Annotated in this window: 13 protein-coding genes; 8 read left to right on the top strand and 5 right to left on the bottom strand. The window is 70.6% G+C overall.

The window, feature by feature from the left end; genetic code table 11:
• Positions 1–22 precede the first annotated feature (22 nt).
• The 7 genes from NE236_RS15525 to NE236_RS15490 all read left to right on the top strand — a co-directional run bounded on the left by NE236_RS15525 (position 23) and on the right by NE236_RS15490 (position 6,938).
• Positions 23–220, top strand: coding sequence for a hypothetical protein (locus NE236_RS15525; protein ID WP_372494350.1), 198 nt, complete (start codon positions 23–25; stop codon positions 218–220).
• 463 nt (positions 221–683) lie between these two features.
• Complete coding sequence (rny, locus tag NE236_RS15520) at positions 684–2,252, top strand: ribonuclease Y (protein ID WP_252842817.1); 1,569 nt, start codon at positions 684–686, stop codon at positions 2,250–2,252.
• A gap of 178 nt (positions 2,253–2,430) precedes the next feature.
• Entirely contained in the window at positions 2,431–3,408 is a 978-nt protein-coding gene (locus tag NE236_RS15515) for a trypsin-like serine peptidase (protein WP_252842668.1), read from the top strand.
• 207 nt (positions 3,409–3,615) lie between these two features.
• A complete protein-coding gene (locus NE236_RS15510) occupies positions 3,616–4,608 on the top strand; it encodes a sigma-70 family RNA polymerase sigma factor (RefSeq protein ID WP_252842667.1) in 993 nt (330 codons plus the stop codon).
• Positions 4,605–5,225: a TIGR03086 family metal-binding protein gene (locus NE236_RS15505; protein ID WP_252842666.1), complete on the top strand. Its 621-nt coding sequence runs from the start codon at positions 4,605–4,607 to the stop codon at positions 5,223–5,225. The genes NE236_RS15510 and NE236_RS15505 overlap by 4 nt, the downstream gene beginning before the upstream one ends.
• A 65-nt stretch (positions 5,226–5,290) precedes the next feature.
• Positions 5,291–6,043, top strand: coding sequence for an SDR family oxidoreductase (locus NE236_RS15495; protein WP_289850427.1), 753 nt, complete (start codon positions 5,291–5,293; stop codon positions 6,041–6,043).
• A 103-nt stretch (positions 6,044–6,146) separates the two neighbouring features.
• On the top strand, positions 6,147–6,938 hold the full coding sequence (locus NE236_RS15490) for an SDR family NAD(P)-dependent oxidoreductase (RefSeq protein ID WP_289850426.1): 792 nt from the start codon (positions 6,147–6,149) through the stop codon (positions 6,936–6,938).
• Positions 6,939–7,008: 70 nt separating this feature from the next.
• On the opposite strand, the gene NE236_RS15485 is transcribed toward NE236_RS15490, so the two are convergent.
• Positions 7,009–11,037 (bottom strand): S8 family serine peptidase, encoded by a 4,029-nt coding sequence (locus NE236_RS15485; RefSeq protein ID WP_252842664.1) that lies wholly within the window; start codon positions 11,035–11,037, stop codon positions 7,009–7,011.
• A 144-nt stretch (positions 11,038–11,181) separates the two neighbouring features.
• On the opposite strand from NE236_RS15485, the gene NE236_RS15480 reads away from it, so the two are divergent.
• Complete coding sequence (locus tag NE236_RS15480; protein ID WP_252842663.1) at positions 11,182–12,243, top strand: transcriptional regulator; 1,062 nt, start codon at positions 11,182–11,184, stop codon at positions 12,241–12,243.
• A 38-nt stretch (positions 12,244–12,281) separates the two neighbouring features.
• Here NE236_RS15480 and NE236_RS15475 read toward each other — a convergent pair whose 3' ends face one another.
• The 4 genes from NE236_RS15475 to NE236_RS15460 all read right to left on the bottom strand — a co-directional run bounded on the left by NE236_RS15475 (position 12,282) and on the right by NE236_RS15460 (position 16,943).
• Positions 12,282–14,279 carry a S9 family peptidase gene (locus NE236_RS15475; RefSeq protein ID WP_252842662.1) on the bottom strand — a complete coding sequence of 666 codons (1,998 nt, stop codon included), beginning with the start codon at positions 14,277–14,279 and terminating at the stop codon, positions 12,282–12,284.
• A gap of 119 nt (positions 14,280–14,398) precedes the next feature.
• Entirely contained in the window at positions 14,399–15,331 is a 933-nt protein-coding gene (locus NE236_RS15470) for an amino acid ABC transporter permease (RefSeq protein WP_252842661.1), read from the bottom strand.
• Complete coding sequence (locus tag NE236_RS15465) at positions 15,328–16,017, bottom strand: amino acid ABC transporter permease (protein ID WP_252842660.1); 690 nt, start codon at positions 16,015–16,017, stop codon at positions 15,328–15,330. The genes NE236_RS15470 and NE236_RS15465 overlap by 4 nt, the downstream gene beginning before the upstream one ends.
• A gap of 71 nt (positions 16,018–16,088) precedes the next feature.
• Positions 16,089–16,943, bottom strand: coding sequence for a glutamate ABC transporter substrate-binding protein (locus NE236_RS15460; protein ID WP_252842659.1), 855 nt, complete (start codon positions 16,941–16,943; stop codon positions 16,089–16,091).
• Between the last annotated feature and the right edge of the window lie 32 nt (positions 16,944–16,975).

Raw genomic sequence — 16,975 nt, 5'->3', positions numbered from 1 at the left:
TGACCGGTGCGCCCCTGTTCCGATGGCCGGGGTCTGCGGGGGCAGGCCGCCGCCTTACGTCGCTCGCTCGCTGGCCGATCTGGCGGCCTCCGCCGGGTACGCGGACCAAGCGCACCTGGGCCGGGAGGCGCGTGCCCTGTCCGGGCTGACGCCCTCGGCGCTGCTGGCCGAACGACGCCGCCCCGCCCGTTCCGGCGATGAGGGCCCGTCGGCTCGGTGACACGGGTGATGACTGTTCCGCTTCACCGGGCGTGCGTCTTCGGGGCGGATCGGCGGCAGCGTTCCCGTTCATCCCGGTCTCCAGCCCTGACATGGACCGTTACAAGAAACATCGAGCGAATCGTCCGGAACGAGGGGTCTTTCCTTGCCCATTACCTCTTGGCCGCTTACGGTTACCGCAGTGAGGTGTTACTCCGCGCAGTGCGGATTGCCATAGGACTGACCGCGTTCGACCAGGTGGAAGGTGTTGTGTCCGGCTCCCGAGGCCGGTGGTTCACATAGCAGGGTTCCGGAACGCTCCGGAGCCCCTCTGACCGTGCGCGTCCGGCGCTCGCCGGGGGTGCAGGTGGCGGCCGTCCCGGTCTCCCGCACGGCGCGTCCGTAACCCCTCGCATCGCCCGGCATCAGGTGCTCTTGGTGGCGCAGCGTCGAGGAAAGGGGTCAGCGCCGTGATTTACGTCGTGATGGGTGCGGCACTGGTCGTCATCCTGGCGCTCGTCGTCCTCGTCGTCGTCGTGCTCCGCCGTTTCGACGCGGCCGCGCGCACGGTCGCGTCCAACGAGGAGCAGGCGGAGACGCAGCGCGGCGCGGACGAGATCGTGGCCAAGGCCCGGGCCGACGCCCAGGAGATCCTCGGCGACGCGGAGGTCAGGGCCCGCGAGGTTTCCGCGACGGCCCGCTCCGAGGTCGAGGACGAGATCAAGTCGCTGAAGGAGGACCTGCGGGCGATCCGGGAGGACCTGGAGCGCCGCGAGGCCCGGCTCGCCGAACGTGAGCACCGGCTGGACGACGAGGTTCGCCGCCTGGAGGAGCGGGCCCGTGAGATGGCCGACGCGAAGCAGGCGCTCAAGGAGCGGCGTGCCGCACTCGACCGCCTCGACGATGAGCGCAAGAGCGTGCTGGAGCAGGCCGCGGGGCTCACCGCCGAACAGGCCAGGACCGAACTCGTCTCCCTGATCGAGAACCAGGCCAAGCGCGAGGCCGTGCTCGTCACGCGGGAGATCGAGAACGAGGCGCGGGAAGAGGGCGAGAAGCGCGCCCGCAAGATCGTGACGCTGGCGATCCAGCGGGTGGCGAGCGAGCAGACCGCCGAGTCGGTGGTGTCGGTACTGCACCTGCCCAGCGACGAGATGAAGGGCCGGATCATCGGCCGTGAGGGCCGCAACATCCGTTCCTTCGAGACGACGACCGGCGTGAACCTCATCATCGACGACACTCCCGAGGCCGTACTGCTCAGCTGTTTCGATCCCGTACGCCGGGAGGTCGGCCGGCTCACCCTGGAGAAGCTCGTCCTCGACGGCCGGATCCACCCGCAGCGGATCGAGGAGATCTACGAGCACAGCAAGGCCGAGGTCGATCAGCTGTGCGTGCGCGCCGGCGAGGACGCCCTGGTGGAGCTGGGGCTGGCCGAAATGCACCCGGAGCTGATCACGCTGCTCGGGCGCCTTCGGTACCGGACGTCGTACGGGCAGAACGTCCTGGCGCACCTGATCGAGTCGGCGCACCTGGCCGGCATCATGGCGGCCGAGCTGAAGCTCCCGGTGCCGCTGCTGAAGCGGTGCACGCTGCTGCACGACATCGGCAAGGCGCTGACGCATGAGGTGGAGGGCAGCCACGCGCTCATCGGTGCGGAGATCGCCCGGCGGTACGGCGAGGACGAGGACGTCGTCCACGCCATCGAGGCGCACCACAACGAGGTGGAGGTGCGCACGGTCGAGGCGGTGCTGACCCAGGCGGCGGACGCCATCAGCGGGGGCCGCCCGGGCGCGCGGCGAGAGTCCCTGGAGGCGTACGTCAAGCGGCTGGAACGGCTCGAGGAGATCGCGACGAAGCGGGAGGGCGTGGAGAAGGTCTTCGCCATGCAGGCCGGGCGGGAGATCCGGGTCATGGTGCGGCCCGACTCGGTGGACGACCTGCAGGCGCAGGTCATCGCGCACGACATCGCCAAGCAGGTGGAAGAGGAGCTGACCTACCCCGGTCAGATCCGGATCACCGTGGTCCGCGAGTCGAGGGCTACGGAGTTCGCCCGCTGAGGATCATCGGCCCGGGGCCCGGCGGCACCGGGGGATCAGCCGCAGGTCGACCCGGCCGATATTCTCCGGCATCAGCGGTGATCCTTGCTCCGTCCTCGTGTCGTTAGTACGTTGCCGTACGTCCTTGCACGCGGATGATCGACGGGGGCGTTGCTCCGCCGGGACGGGATGTGCGGATATGGGCTGCACGCGGGCGTTGCGCGCCACGATGGCGACGGGGATCGTGCTCGGCGCGGTGCCGCCGGTCCTGTACGCGGCCCCCGCCCGAGGCATGTCGGTCTGGGAGACGCGGATTCAGGAAGCGCCGGTCCCGGAAGCACCGGTCCGGGAGGTGTCCGGGGTCGAGGCGCTGGCAACGGAGCTGTACTGGACGCCGGCGCGGATGGCCGCGGCGACTCCCGCCGGGGACGAGACGGCGGCATCGCCGCGCGGTCACGTGGCCGCGCGCGCCTCGGCGGCGGGCCGGGTCGCGCACGCGTTCCACGCCGTGCCGTCGGTCGGGGTGCTGTTCTTCACCTCCCGGCGGGCACGAGACCACTTCTGCACGGCGAGCGTGGTTCGCAGCGCGCGGCACAACCTGCTGCTGACCGCCGCGCACTGCCTCTACGCGTACGACGACGACAGGCGGCGGGCGCACTACCGTTCCCACCTGGCCTTCGTCCCGAAATACGAACGGGCGCACGCGCCGTACGGCGTCTGGACGGCGAAACGCCTCTACGTCCCGGAGGGCTGGGTCCGCCGGGGCGACGTCGACCTGGACTTCGGCTTCGCCACCCTGCGCCGTGATCGGGCCGGCCATGACATCGCCGACGTGACCGGGTCCAACCTGCTCGCCCCGAACGTCCGTCTCCCGGCCGCCATTCGCGTCATCGGCTACCCCACGGTGCGCTACTCCGCCGCGGACCGGCCGATCTACTGCGACACGGTGGCCCGCAGGCGGTTCCGCTGGCAGAACACCTTCGCCTGCGGCGGTTTCTATGGAGGTACGAGCGGCAGCCCGTGGCTGTGGAAGTACGAACCCGGTCGGCGGCAGGGACGGGTGATCGGTGTCGTCGGCGGCTACCACTCCGGTGGCCGCCGCCACGATCGCTCCTACTCCGCGCGGTTCGACGACGACGTCGTCGCGCTCCGGGCCCGAGCCGAGAGGCTGGGCTGACGGCGAGGCTCTGGTGAGTGCCTCGCGGCGTGCTGTCCGCCCTGCGGGGTTCGATCACGAACCATGCGATGAGTTTCGCCCGCCCGCCAGGTCTTTATTAGGTGAGGACGTACAGGAGACCAGGGGCACGGCATGGCGGCGCGACTGCCATCGGCTGTTCGCATGAGCGGATGATCGACGGCTATCGGACGCGGAGAGGTAGCGGTGATGTCGAGTAATGACGAGTTCACCCGCTTGACGGATCCATTCCGGCCTGAGCTGCTGGTCCATTGCTACCGCATGCTCGGCTCGATCCACGACGCCGAGGACCTGGTGCAGGAGACCTACCTACGTGCCTGGCGGTCGTACGAGAACTTCGAAGGGCGCTCGTCGCTGCGATTCTGGCTCTACCGGATTGCGACCAGCGCCTGCCTGACCGCGCTGGAGCATCGGAGCCGCCGGCTGCTGCCGTCCGGCCTCGCCGAGCCGAGCGACGACCCGGGCGGGCCTCTGTACCCGGCGTTGCCGGAGGTCGAGTGGGTGCAGCCCCTGCCCGGCCCGCTCAACGATCCGCCGGCGGCCGATCCGGCCGTGATCGTCGCGTCCCGAGGCAGCGTCCGGCTCGCGCTCATCGCCGCGCTGCAGCATCTGCCCGCGAAGCAGCGGGCCGTGCTGATCCTGCGTGACGTGCTCGCCTGGCGGGCGGCGGAGGTCGCCGACCTGCTCGGCACGACGACGGCCGCGGTCAACAGCGCGCTGCAGCGCGCGCGGGCCCAGCTCGAACAGGTGGCGCCGGTGGAGGACGAACTCGCCGAGCCTGCCGAGCCCCGTCACCGAGCGCTGCTCGACCAGTACATGTCGGCGTTCGAGAACGCCGACATCGGCGCCCTCCTTCGGCTGCTGCGCGATGACGTTGCTTTGGAGATGCCCCCGAACATGACGTGGTTCACCGGCCGCGCAGCGGTCGGCCGGTTCATCGCGGCGAAGGTCTTCGCCGGCCCCGGCGTGACCCGCATGGTCCGCATCACGGCAAACGGGCAGCCCGCAGCCGCGGTTTACTGGCGCGCGGACGACGGTGTACACCGCGCGCACGCTGTGCAGGTGCTCACCATCACCGACACGGGGATCTCGCGGATCGTCTCGTTCAACGACCCGGGCCTGTTCGCCGCCTTCGGCCTGCCGGTGAGCCTTGACGCCGCCGGCGTGCCCACGAGCGCATGACGCAGCCGAGCTGTCCGGCCGATCTGCTGGAGCGGGCGATCCGCTACGGCCTGGAGAGCATGGAGGCGGTCGGGGCCGGATGCCTGTCTCGTCCGACGCCCTGCGTCGGCTGGGATGTCCACGCGCTGCTCCGGCACGTCAATGACTCGGTCCGCGCGATGCGGGAGGGGATCGAGCTCGGACGCGTCGACCTGGTCCCGTCCGAGTCGGAGGACGAGGACGGCAACGGCGATCCGGCGGCCGACCTCGTGGCCGCCTTCCGAGGCGGTACGCGACGGCTCCTGCGCGCCTGGACCGCGGCCGGACACCGCGGTCACCGGATCGTCATAGCCGGGCATCCGATGGTGGCAGAGCTCGTCGCGATCACGGGTGCCATCGAGATCGCGATGCACGGGTGGGACCTCTCCGTGGCCTGCGGCAGCGATCGGCCAATTCCGGCTGAGCTGGCCGTCGACCTGCTGACGTTGTCGCCGCTGGTGGTCAACGACGCCCTGCGCCACCCGCTGTTCGCGGCGCCCGTCGCGGCATCGTGGTCGGCCGGCCCGAGCGACCGCCTCATCGCCTTTCTCGGCCGTAGCCCCGCAGGCGTGGACGCGGGCGTGGACGCGGGCCGGTAACCGGCACGCCGGCAGTTCCTCCATCGCGCAGGCCTTCATCGAAGAGAACAGAAGAGGAGATTTAAATGCCGATCCAAGAACTCACCGGAACCACGGCACTCGTCACCGGCGCCAGCCGGGGTTTCGGGCGCGGTGTCGCTACCGCGCTCTCGGCGGTGGGCGCCGACGTCGTCGCGGTCGCCCGTGACCGTGGGTCGCTGGAGGAGCTGCGGGCGCAACTCGGTGACACCGTCATCCCGGTCGTCGCCGACGCGGCCGACCCGGTGGTGGCCGGCCGGCTCGTCGAGGAGTACCGGCCGCGCACCCTGGTTCTCAACGCTGGAGCGAGTCCGCTGGCCAGGCCGCTCCAGCAGCACACGTGGGAGACGTTCAGCCGCAACTGGGAGGTGGACGTCCGGCAGGTGTTCAACTGGACACGTGAGTCGCTGCTGCGGCCACTCGACCCTGGCAGCGTGGTGATCGCGTTCTCCAGCGGAGCCGCGCTGGGCGGTTCGCCCCTGAGCGGCGGCTATGCCGGCGCCAAGGCCACGATCAGGTTCATCATCTCCTACGCTGCCGGCGAGTCCGAACGGGACGCGCTCGGTATCAGGTTCGTCTCGGTGCTCCCGACCCTGACCCCGGCCACCGACCTCGGCGCGAGCGGCGTGGCCTCCTACGCCGCCCGGCAGGGGGTGGACGTGGCCACCTTCCTCCAGGGGCGGGGGCCTGCGCTCACCCCTGAACAGGTCGGCAAGTCCATCGTGGCCCTGGCCACCGACCCGGACCACGACCGTCCCGCCTACCTGCTCAACGCCGACGGCCTGAGCCAGGTCGGCTGACGGGCTGCCGCAGCGGCGCCACGCCGAGCGATTACGACACATTCCAACCCTCACCAAATATCAAAATCACAAATGCCGCCATGGCGGCGGCTGGAGAACAGAAATGTCACTCGAGAACAAGAACGCGATCATCTACGGAGCGGCAGGCGCGGTCGGTGGCGCGGTGGCCCGGGCCTTCGCTCGCGAAGGCGCGCGCGTCTTCCTGACCGGACGAGATCTCAGTGCCGTCGACGCGCTCGCGAAGGAGATCTCAGCCGCCGGTGGAGCGGCCGAGACGGCGCAGGTCGACGCGCTCGACGAGGAGGCCGTGGGGAGCCACCTCGATGCCGTCGTGGAACAGGCCGGGACGATCGATGTCTCGTTCAACGCCATCGGGATCCCACAGCAAGGCATTCAAGGGATCCCTCTCACCGAGCTCTCGGTGGAGAGCTTCTCACTGCCGGTCACCACCTATCCGCGGGCTCATTTCGTGACGGCCAGGGCCGCCGCGCGTCGCATGATCGAGCAGCGGTCCGGCGTGATCCTGATGCACACGCCCGAGCCGGCCCGTCTGGGTGCGCCGCTGGTGGGAGGAATGGGCCCGGCCTGGGCAGCGCTCGAAGGCCTCAACCGCGCGCTCTCGGCCGAATGTGCCCAGTACGGCGTCCGCGCCGTCTGTCTCCGCACGACCGGCATGCCCGAGACGGCGACGATCGATGTCGTCTTCGGCCTCCATGCCGACACGCACGGCATCACGCGAGAGCAGTTCACCGCCCTCACTTCCGGCATGACTCACCGGAAGCGCGCGACCACACTGGCGGAGCTCGCGGACGTGGCCGCTTTCGTGGCCTCCGACCGGGCGGCCGCGATGACCGGTACCGTCGCGAACCTGACCGGCGGAATCATCGTCGACTGATTCGCCCTGAGGTCGCGGGCCTTGCGCGGGGCGGTCCTTCGTTCGTGGCCGCCCCGCGGTGCCGCTGTCGCTATTTGAGGCCGTAGGCCCGGTGGACCGTCTGGTCGATCGTGTTGCCTTCGGTGTCCGCCGCCTGGACGCGCAGGCCGACCGCGTCCTGCCCGGCCGCGGCGGCGGGGTTCGCGATCGCCGCCGTGAATCCGGACCCCGACGCCCTCGTCGTGAGCTGCTGCCAGTGGGCACCGTCGTCGAAGGTGACCCACAGCTTCAGGCGCGTGAGCCTGGCGGTGGAGTCGCCGAGCGCGCCGTTGTAGCCGCTGATCGTGATCCGGCGCGTTCCGGGCGACAGCCGGTTGTCCAGGTCGAGGCCGAGTCCGTACCGCAGATTGAGCGTGCGGATCGGCTCACACGGCTTGATGGCCTGTGCCACGAGCCAGCTCACGCACAGACCGTCCTGGAAGGACGTCATCCCCTTCTGCGGCCGCGCCGAGCCGAAGGTCCACGCCGTGTCCACGTCGGTGGCGTAGCGCTGCATCGGGTTCGGGGTGTGGTAATTGTCGGTGAGCCGATAGCGAGCCTCGCCCTCGGGCAGCGTGAAGGTCGGGACGGGGAAGGCGAAGATCCCGAGGATGGCCTTCTGCTCGACGAGCGGGATCTCGGTGCCGTCGGCGCGGTAGAGATGTTCCTCGTCCTTTCCGCCGTACTGTGACACTCCGTTCGCGCTCCAGGCGAAGGCGCTCCCGCCGGTCGGGGCGGAACTGGCGCTGACGACCGGGAGGGCCGTGGTGAGCAGGTCGCCGGAACGGCAGGGGAAGCACTGCCGTGAGCTGGGGAACAGCGCCGTGCGCGCGGCCGTCGGCGGGTCGTCACCCGGGACGATGGGCTGGGCACCCCACTGCGCCGTCCGGTGGCCGGGCCTGGTGTACACGTCGACGCCGGTGTAGTCCCGTCCGTCCCGGTGGAAGTAGTCCCCTCCCGGGTCGTCGTACGTGAACGCGACGTCCCGCTGCCAGAGCACGTCCGGTGAGACCGGGCCCACGTACTCGGTGCGGCTGCCGGGGGCGGGAGCGGAGAAGTCGACGTCGCTCGGGATGCCGGGTTCCCCGCGGTACGGCGCGTACCAGGTCTCGTGGACCCTTCCGGGACGGTCGAGGTGGAACCGGTCGTCGGTGGTGACGAGGTTCCCCTCGTTCACCGAGTAGTGGAGGCGGTCCGGGACGGCGCCGTTCTCGTAGAACTTCAGGGAGTAGACGTACGGCGTGTTCGGCACGCCGGTCACGTCGAGGTCGGTGCCGCCCGCGCGGACCACGGCCAGCAGCGCCCGGCCCTCGCCGGCGGTCAGGCTCATCGTCGGGATCGGGTAGAGCGGCCAGGCCCGGGTGGGGTCGAAGAACGACCGTGCGGTGGCCCCGAAGCCGAGTACGCCGGCGGCGCCGCCCTGTGCGGCGTTCTTGACACGGTCCAGAGCGTCGGCGGTGCAGGTGGTGGTGCAGATGTCGTCGAGGGACAGCAGGACGAGCCGGCCGCGGACGTTCACTCCGGCCAGGTCCGCCGCGCTTCCGTGGCCGCCGTAGACCACGGGAAGGCGGAGGTGGCCGTTCAGCATCGGCACGCTGCCGGAGAGGCTCTTCCAGGTCGGCTGGTACTCCGGGTGCAGGGCCGGTGCTCCGCGCCCCCGGCCCCGCATGGTGACCAGCGGCGCGCCGAGCAGGTGCTGGCTGAACGCGAGGTAGCCGCCCTGGGTGACCTTCCTGGACGGCAGCATCCACATGTTCATCGAGCCGTACGGCATGTCGCCGGTCAGCGTCAGGTAGCCCTTTCCGGTCGCCGGCACCCGCCGGAGACCGAACTGCCCTTCGTACTCCTCGGTCGGCTTCGGCGTCCGCACGGTGACCTTCCGCGCCTTGCGCAGGTCGAGGGTCACGGTGGTGTCGTGGTCCGCGTCGACCTCCGGCGCGGTGACCAGCGCGGAGTTGAGCTGATGGTCGGCGTCGCGCCAGGTGACGTACGTGGTGACGGTGAAGGTGCCGGGGTAGACGTCGGCGGCGGCGTCCTGGCCCGAGCCGGCGGTCATCCCGTAGTCGAGGTCGTCGCGGTCGTCGACGCGCATGAAGGCCCAGCCGCTGTACGTCAGGTCGGTGGCGCCGTCGGGCGGGATCACGTGCCCGCCGAGCTTCACCTTCCGGGCCTCGACGTACGCGCCGATCGCCGTTGTGACGCGGACGCCGGTGGCGGTGGCGCGGACGGCGCCCTCGTACCGGGTCGCGGGGCCCTTCGCCGGGTCGAGGGTGACCTTGACGGCCGCCGTGCCGCCGGCGGGCACGGTCACCGTGTCGTGGTCGGCCGACAGCATGCCCTTGCCGGCGGTGCCGCCGGCGTGCGCCGTGAGCGTGAGGGCCAGGGTGAGGGTGACGGGCTGGTCGCCGTCGTTGGCGTAGGTGATCGTCTTGGTCACCGGCCCGGACTGCGGGTAGGAGAGCAGGCCGAAGTCCAGGTCGCCATCGGCGTGCACCTGCCCCGTCACGGCCTGCGCCACGTCGACGCGGCCCGCGCCCTGTTCGTAGGCGCCGTAGCCGTCGTCGCGCGCGGTGCCGGTGAGCACGGACTTGAGCCACGCGGGGGACCGGTCCGGGTGTTGCTGCGCCAGAATGGCCGCCGCGCCGGCGACGTGCGGGGTGGCCATCGAGGTGCCGCTGAGGGTCGTGTAGTTCGCGTCCACCACGGTGCCGAAGTTCGTTCCGGCGGCACGGGCGGCGACGATGTCGACGCCGGGCGCCGCGATGTCCGGTTTGAGGGCTAGGTCGCCGGCCCTCGGTCCCCGGCTGGAGAAGTCGGCGAGCTTGTCCTGCTTGTCGACGGCGGCCACGGTGAGGGCGGCGTCGGCGGCGCCCGGCGAGTCGACCGTGCCCGCGCCGGGGCCGGAGTTGCCCGCCGCGATGACGAACAGCGCGCCGTACTGCTGAGTGAGGGCGTCGACGGCCTGGCTCGCGGGGTCGGTCCCGTCGGTGGGGCTGCTGCCCAGGCTCAGGTTGATGACCTTGGCGCCCTGCGCGGCCGCCCACTGCATTCCCTCGATGACCCGCGAGTCGTCACCGCTACCGAGGTTGTTGAGCACCTTGGCGACCATCAGCGTGGCGGCCGGGGCGACGCCCTTGTAGCGGCCGCCCGACGCGGCGCCGCTGCCCGCGATGATCGAGGCGACGTGCGTGCCGTGCCCGTGCCCGTCCTGGACGCTGCTCTCGGTGCTGAAGTTGGCCGTGGCACCGATCCGGCCGGCGAAGTCCGCGTGGTGCGGGTCGATGCCCGTGTCGACGACCGCGACCTTGACGCCCTTGCCGTCCAGGCCCTTCTGCCACGCCTCGGGCGCCCCGATCTGCGGGACGCTCTTGTCGAGGGTGACGGTGACCTTGCGGTCCAGCCAGATCTTGCTCAGCCCGCCGGCCAGCGTCTTCGGCTGCGCGTCACCGGCCGCGGGGGCGACCGTGTCCCAGAACGTCCGCACCGCGGACTTGGCGACGCCGAACGCGGCTCCGTGGATCGACGCCAGCGGGCGGGAGGAGGTGTTCGCCGGCAGGGCGTCGGCCTGCCGGGACAGCGTCTTCGCGTCGCGGACCGTGGCACCGTACTGCGCGATCATCGGGATTCGCGGGGACGCGTCATCGGTGTAGCCGGAACGCGCCAGGTAGGCCACGTCGAACAGGCTCCTGTCCAGCCTGCCGGTGTTGATCAGGCCGAGCGCGTCCGACGGCATCACGTACAGGGCGTCGCCCTGGCGGCGCTGGAAGAAGCCCACCGGCCGGCCGTCCGCCCGCCGCGCCGCGGTGACGCGGACGGCCGCGCCCTTGCCGGCGTGGGCGTCGTAGGTGACCACGTCCCCCGTGATCAGTGTGATGCGCTTGCCGGACGACGAACCGGTGGCGGAGACGGGGCCGGATCCGGGCACCGATGTGGATGACGGGATCGCGGTGGCTCCAGAGGCCGGGGCCGCGGCGCTCGAAGCACGGGTGCCGGCCGCGGAGGCCGGCGCGGGGGCCGCGATCGCCATCAGCAGGACACCGGCCGCCATGGCGACGCGAACGCGCCGGCGGTAAGGGTTCAACGGGCACTCCTTCATCCCGGGGGCGGGTCGGCAGTTGATGATCACGGTCGCCGGCGGCGTGGCGGAAGATCTCCAGGGCGGCGCTTTCACGTCATTGACGTGCTTTGGCCTGCTGGGAGGCCCGACTTTGGCAAGATCGACTTTGTGCTGGATGCTCTCGGCCTGGATTCCGCGGACGAGGCCGTCTACCGCAGGCTCATCGAGGTGCCCGGAGCCTCGATCGACGCGCTCGCGGCGTCGACCCGCCTGTCTCCGCAGCAGGTCAGGGTCTCCCTCCGCGTGCTGGAGGACGCGGGGCTGGTGAGCCGGATGTCCGGCCAGCTGGAGAAGTACATCGCCGCTCCTCCGGACGTCGCCCTGGAGACCCTCGTCCTCGAACGCGAGGCGGAGCTCAGCCGCGTCCGGGCCGCCGCGCGCCAGCTGACCGAGACGTACCAGCGGGCGCTGGGCTCCCGGCACCCCGCCGAACTGGTCGAGATCGTCGCGGGTCGCGAGGCGGTGATGCAGCGCACCGAGCAGTTGCAGCGCGGCGCCCGTCACGAGGTGCGCGTCTTCGACCGCCCGCCGTACGTGAACCAGCCCCACCTGCCCAACCAGGTCGAACTGGAGATGCTCCGCAAGGGGGTCGTCTACCGGGCGGTCTATGACCGCGTCAGCCTCGAGGTGGACGGGTGGTGGAAGGGGAACCACGAGCCGATCGCCGCCGCGGGGGAGCAGGCGCGGGTCATGTCGGGCGTCCCCATGAAGATGATCATCGCCGACGACCGGCTGGCCATCGTGCCGTTGCGCATCGACGCCTCGGCCATCGAGAGCTGTGCGATCGTGCACTCCTCGGAACTGCTCGACGCCCTGTGCGCGCTGTTCGAGACGCTGTGGCGGCTGGCGCTACCCCTGCGGGCGGCCGGCGACGACACCACGGGCCCGCCCGGGGCCGCGCCGACGCCGTTCGAGGCCCAGCTCGTGGCCCTCCTCACCGCCGGTCTGGGGGACGAGGCGATCAGCCGGCAGGTCGGCCTGAGCTATCGCACGCTGCAGCGCCGCGTGCGGGATCTGATGACACGACTCGGCGCGCAGACGCGGTTCCAGGCCGGTCTGCAGGCGGCCTTCCAAGGATGGGTGACGCCGCCCAGCGCCCACCCGGCCGACGGCGCCCGCGCTCCGGCGCCCGGAGACGACCCTCCGGCAGAGCGGCCCGGCAGCGGGTGACCGGCCGCCGGCGGCACCGGTCACGCCGACGGCGCAGATCAGCCGGTCGCCTCGGCATCGCCCGGCTCGTCGGCCCTTTCGACGGTGTTCGGGCGGCCGACGGTGAGCTCTACCGGCGGCACGTCCTTGGGTTCGAAGCCGAGCGTCCGCCCGTAGAAGGCGAGCTCGGCCTCCAGGCAGGCGATGACCGTGTCGGCCCGCCGGAACCCGTGCGACTCGCCTTTGAAGGTCAGGTAGGCGTACGGCATCTGTTTGTCCGCCAGCGCCTCGGCGAACCGCTCCGACTGCTGCGGGGCGACGATCGGGTCGTCCAGCCCCTGCAGGAGCAGGACGGGGCAGGAGGCCTCCGACGCGCGCGCGACCGGGGAACGCTCCTCGTACGTGCGCTCGAAGCCGGGGACCGGCCCGATCAGCCCGTACAGGTACGTCGACTCGAAGTCGTGGGTCTCCTTCAGCCAGTGCTGCGGGTCGGAGATGCCGAAGTAGGAGGTGGCCGCCTTGAACAGGGTCGTGTGCGTCACCGCGCACAGCGTGGTCCAGCCGCCGGCGCTGCCGCCGCGGATGGCCAGCCGGTCGGGGTCGGCGGTGCCGCCGCGGATGAGCGCCTCGGCGGCGGCGACGCTGTCCTCCACGTCGACGATCCCCCACTGGCGGCGCAGCCGCTCCCGGTACGCGCGGCCGTAACCGGTGGAGCCGCCGTAGTTGACGTCGATGACGCCGACGCCGCGGCTCGTGAAGTAGGCGATCTCCAGGTTGAGCACGCTCGTCGTGTGGTCGGTCGGGCCGCCATGCGCGAAGACCACGTACGGCGGCAGCTCGCCCCCGGGTGCCTGGAACGCCGGGTTGGACGGCGGGTACACGTAGGCGTGCACCGGGCGCCCGAAGGGGCCTTCCAGCTCCTGGGCGCGCGGCAGCGGAAGGTAGGCCGCGTCGGGCGGCGAGTCGAGCTCGCTGCGCAGCACCTTCGACTCTCCGGTGTCGGCGTCCACCGCGACCACCGACCAGGGGATGTCGGGGGCTCCCGCGACGCCCACGATGCTCGTCCCGTCGGCGGACAGCTGGAGCTTCCAGTCGGTGTAGGGCAGGTCGAAGTCGACCAGCTCGGCCGTCTCGGGGTCGTACAGGCCGAGCCGCTGGTCGCCCTGGCCGTGCAGCACCGCGATCCGGCCGTCGCCCAGGACGGCGTACGGGCGGCCGCCGAGCTGCCAGAGCGCTCCGGCGAACTCCTCCTCGGCCGGGTACAGCGCCTGCGGCGACTCGCCGTGCAGGCCGACCTCGTAGAGGTTCCACCAGCCGGGCCAGTCGGACACGACGTACAGCCGGGACTCGCTCAGCCAGGTGGGCGCGAGCGCCGACTCGCTCAGGCCGCCCTTGACCGGACGCGGCCGGTCGAGGGCGCCGGTCTCGTCGAACGCAGCCACCCGCACCTCGGTGCCGTCCCAGGGCATCCGTGGGTGGCTCCACTGTGTCCACGCGAGATGGCCGCCCTCCGGGGACGGGGTGGGGAACGCGTAGAAGTCGGCGCCGCTGACCAGCTCGCGGATCGCCTCGGCGCTGTCGGCGGCGGTGCCGTCGATGGGTACCGCGACGATCGCCCGGCGTACGCCCCCGGTGGTGTGACCCTCACAGACGCACCAGACGTGCCGCCCGTCGGGGGCCAGCGCGAAGTCGGCGTAGCGCAGGCCGGCCGGCTGGGCGGGTTCCGGCGTCAGCGGCCGGGGCAGCTCGCCCGGGGTGAGGCGGTAGAGCCGCTGGTCCTCATAGTTGGCGAAGACGACGTCCCCGTCGGGGAGGGGCAGGTAGGACCGCCCGCCGTACTCGTTCACGCGCGTACGGGCGTCCCACGGGGCGGGCAGCAGATCCACGCCGGACCGCACGATCGTGGTCCGGCCGCCCTTCTCCGGGCGGGTCTCCTGCCACCACACGCGATCGCCGTGAATCGTGGGGTAACTGAGCCGCAGGCGCGCGCGGGCCACGTCGGCGGCGGAGATCGGAGAGGACCAGGATCCATAGGCGGCGGTAGCGCGAGCGGTCATATCGGAATCGTCTCGCAAACAGGACGTCGATGGGACCTCGAACGGTGACTTGACGCTCACGATCATGAAACGCGAACGGGCCGGTGGATCCCCACCGGCCCGTCCGCGTCGCCGTTGGTTCAGGGCGCCGGTATGACCTCGCCGGACAGGCCGGTGCCGAGCGTCTTGGCGGAGGTCTTGCGGCTGCGCCGGCTCCGCTTCTCCAGCCACGTGGCCAGGTAGCTGATCGCCAGGTTCATCGCGATGTAGATCAGCGCGATCACGATCGCGGCCGGGATGAGGTTGCTGTACTGAGCCGGGATGAGCCGGTACCCCGTGTTCAGCAGGTCCTCGTAGCCGATGATCCATCCCAGGGCGGAGTCCTTCAGCAGGACGACGAGCTGGCTGACGATGGCGGGCATCATCGCGGTCGTGGCCTGCGGGATGAGGATCAGCCGCATCACGCCGCTCTTGCGCAGGCCGATCACGTACGCCGCCTCCGACTGCCCCCGGGGCACCGAGTTGATCCCCGCCCGGAAGATCTCCGCCAGCACGGAGCCGTTGTAGAGCATCAGGGCGATGACCAGCGCGGCGAACGCGCTCACCTCGGGGAACTCGCGGTTCAGCGCGGTGGCGATCGTGGCTGGCCCGCTGAAGACGAAGAAGATCAGGATCAGCAGCGGGATGGCGCGGAAGAACTCGACGACCGCCGCGGCGGGCACCCTGATCCACCGGTGTTCGGACAGCCGGCCAAGCCCGAACAGCACGCCGAACAGGAGGGCGAGCACGGCTCCGGCGAAGGCCGCCTTCAGCGTGCCGCCGATGCCCGGAAGGATGAAGTCCGTCCAGGTCGAGCCCTTGAGGAACGGCTTCCACAGCTTGCCGTCCAGCTGGCCCTCTTTGTCGAGCCGCGCGAGGACGACGTAGACGATGCCGAGGATGGCGACCGCCGCGACGAGCGTCAGGATGTTGTGCCGGAGCCGGGCCTTGGGGCCGGGGGCGTCGAACAGGACCGACGCCTGCGGCTTCTCGGCCCGCCGGGGAGCCGGCTTGGTCTCGGTAACCGTGCTCATCGCGCCACCTGCATTCGCTTGGCCAGCCATCCGAAGAAGAAGCCCGTCGGCAGGGTCAGGCACATGAACCCGACCGCGAAGCCGATGAAGATCGGCAGCGTGGCGCCGTACTGCTCGAACATGTCCTTCATCAGCGAGGCCGCTTCGTAGTAGCTGGCGACCAGGACCACCGTGGTGTTCTTGATCATCGCGATCATGACGCTGCCGAGCGGCGCGACGACGGCCCGGAAGGCCTGCGGCATGATCACCATGCGCAGCGACTGGGTGAAGGTCAGCCCGATCGCGCGCGCCGCCTCCGCCTGCCCCATCGGCACGGTGTTGATCCCGGCCCGCAGGGACTCGGCGATGAAGGCCGCCGTGTAGAACGACATGCCGATGACCGCCAGCCAGAAGAAGTTGACGGTCGACGTGCCCGAGATCTTGAACTTCAGCGTGTCGCTCAGTCCCAGGCTGCAGAACAGCAGCACCAGCGTGAGCGGGGTGTTCCGCAGCGTGTTGACGTAGAACCCGCCGGCGATCCGGAGCACCCGGATCGGCGAGACGCGCATCGCGGTGATGAGCGTGCCGATCAGCAGCGACAGGACGGCCACCGTCAGGGAGATCCGGATGGTCGCCCAGAACGCCGTCAGGAGCTTGTCACCGTTGTCCGCCAGCGGACTGAAGTCGAGGAGTACGTCCCAGTTCATCTCACTCCTACCCTCTTACGAGCGGCGCCGGTGGGCCCGCGGCCCACCGGCGCCGATCCCGTGCCTGCGGCTCAGCTGCAGCCCTCAGGGCTGGGCGCGGTCGCGTCGATGGGCAGGTTCGCCTTGGCGAACCACTTCTCCCACAGCTGCTTGGCGGTGCCGTCGGAGTACATGGACTTGATGGCGTCGTTCACCGCGTTGCAGGTCTTGGTGTCGCCCTTCTTGAGGCCGACGCCGTACTTCTCGTCGGTGAACGGAGCGTTCACGACCTTGACCGCCGAGCCCTCCCTGGTGGCGAAGCCCGCCAGGATGGTGGCGTCGGTGGACACCGCGTCGACGGAGCCGCCCTTGAGCTTGGTGATGCACTCCAGGTAGCCCTGGGCCGGGACGGTGGTCGCGGCGACCTTGGCGTTGAGCTTGTTGGTGCCCTCGGTGACGTTCTTCCAGGAGTTCGACCCGGACACCGCGCACAGCTTCTTGCCCTTGAGCGACTGCACGCTCGTGATCGAACTGTCGTTGCCGCGGACCATCAGGTCCTGGTGGGTGACGACGTACGGGCCGCCGAAGGTGACCTTCGGCTTGCGGGCGTCGGTGATCGAGTAGGTGGCGATCACCATGTCGACCGTGCCGTTCTGGAGGAACGTCTCCCGGTTCGCCGACCGGGCCTCCTTGAACTCGATCTTCTTGTCATCCTTGACGCCGAGCTTCTTGGCGATGTACTTGGCGACGTCGACGTCGAAGCCCTCGACTCCGCTGCTGGTCTTCAGGCCGAGGCCGGGCTGATCGTACTTCACGCCGATGACGATCTTCTTGCCGTCCTTGGCCTTGTCGACGACCGTGGTGCTCTTCTTCGCCGCGCACCCGGAGACGCTCATCGTGGCCACCGCTAGCGCGGCCGCGGTCACGCCGAAATGACGTACTCGCATTCTCTTCCCCTGCTCTTGTGGAGAACCGCGCC

It is taken from the genome of Actinoallomurus purpureus (genome assembly GCF_024055795.1).
In the GTDB taxonomy this organism is placed as follows: domain Bacteria; phylum Actinomycetota; class Actinomycetes; order Streptosporangiales; family Streptosporangiaceae; genus Actinoallomurus; species Actinoallomurus purpureus.
This window is presented reverse-complemented; position numbering and strand designations above follow the sequence as displayed.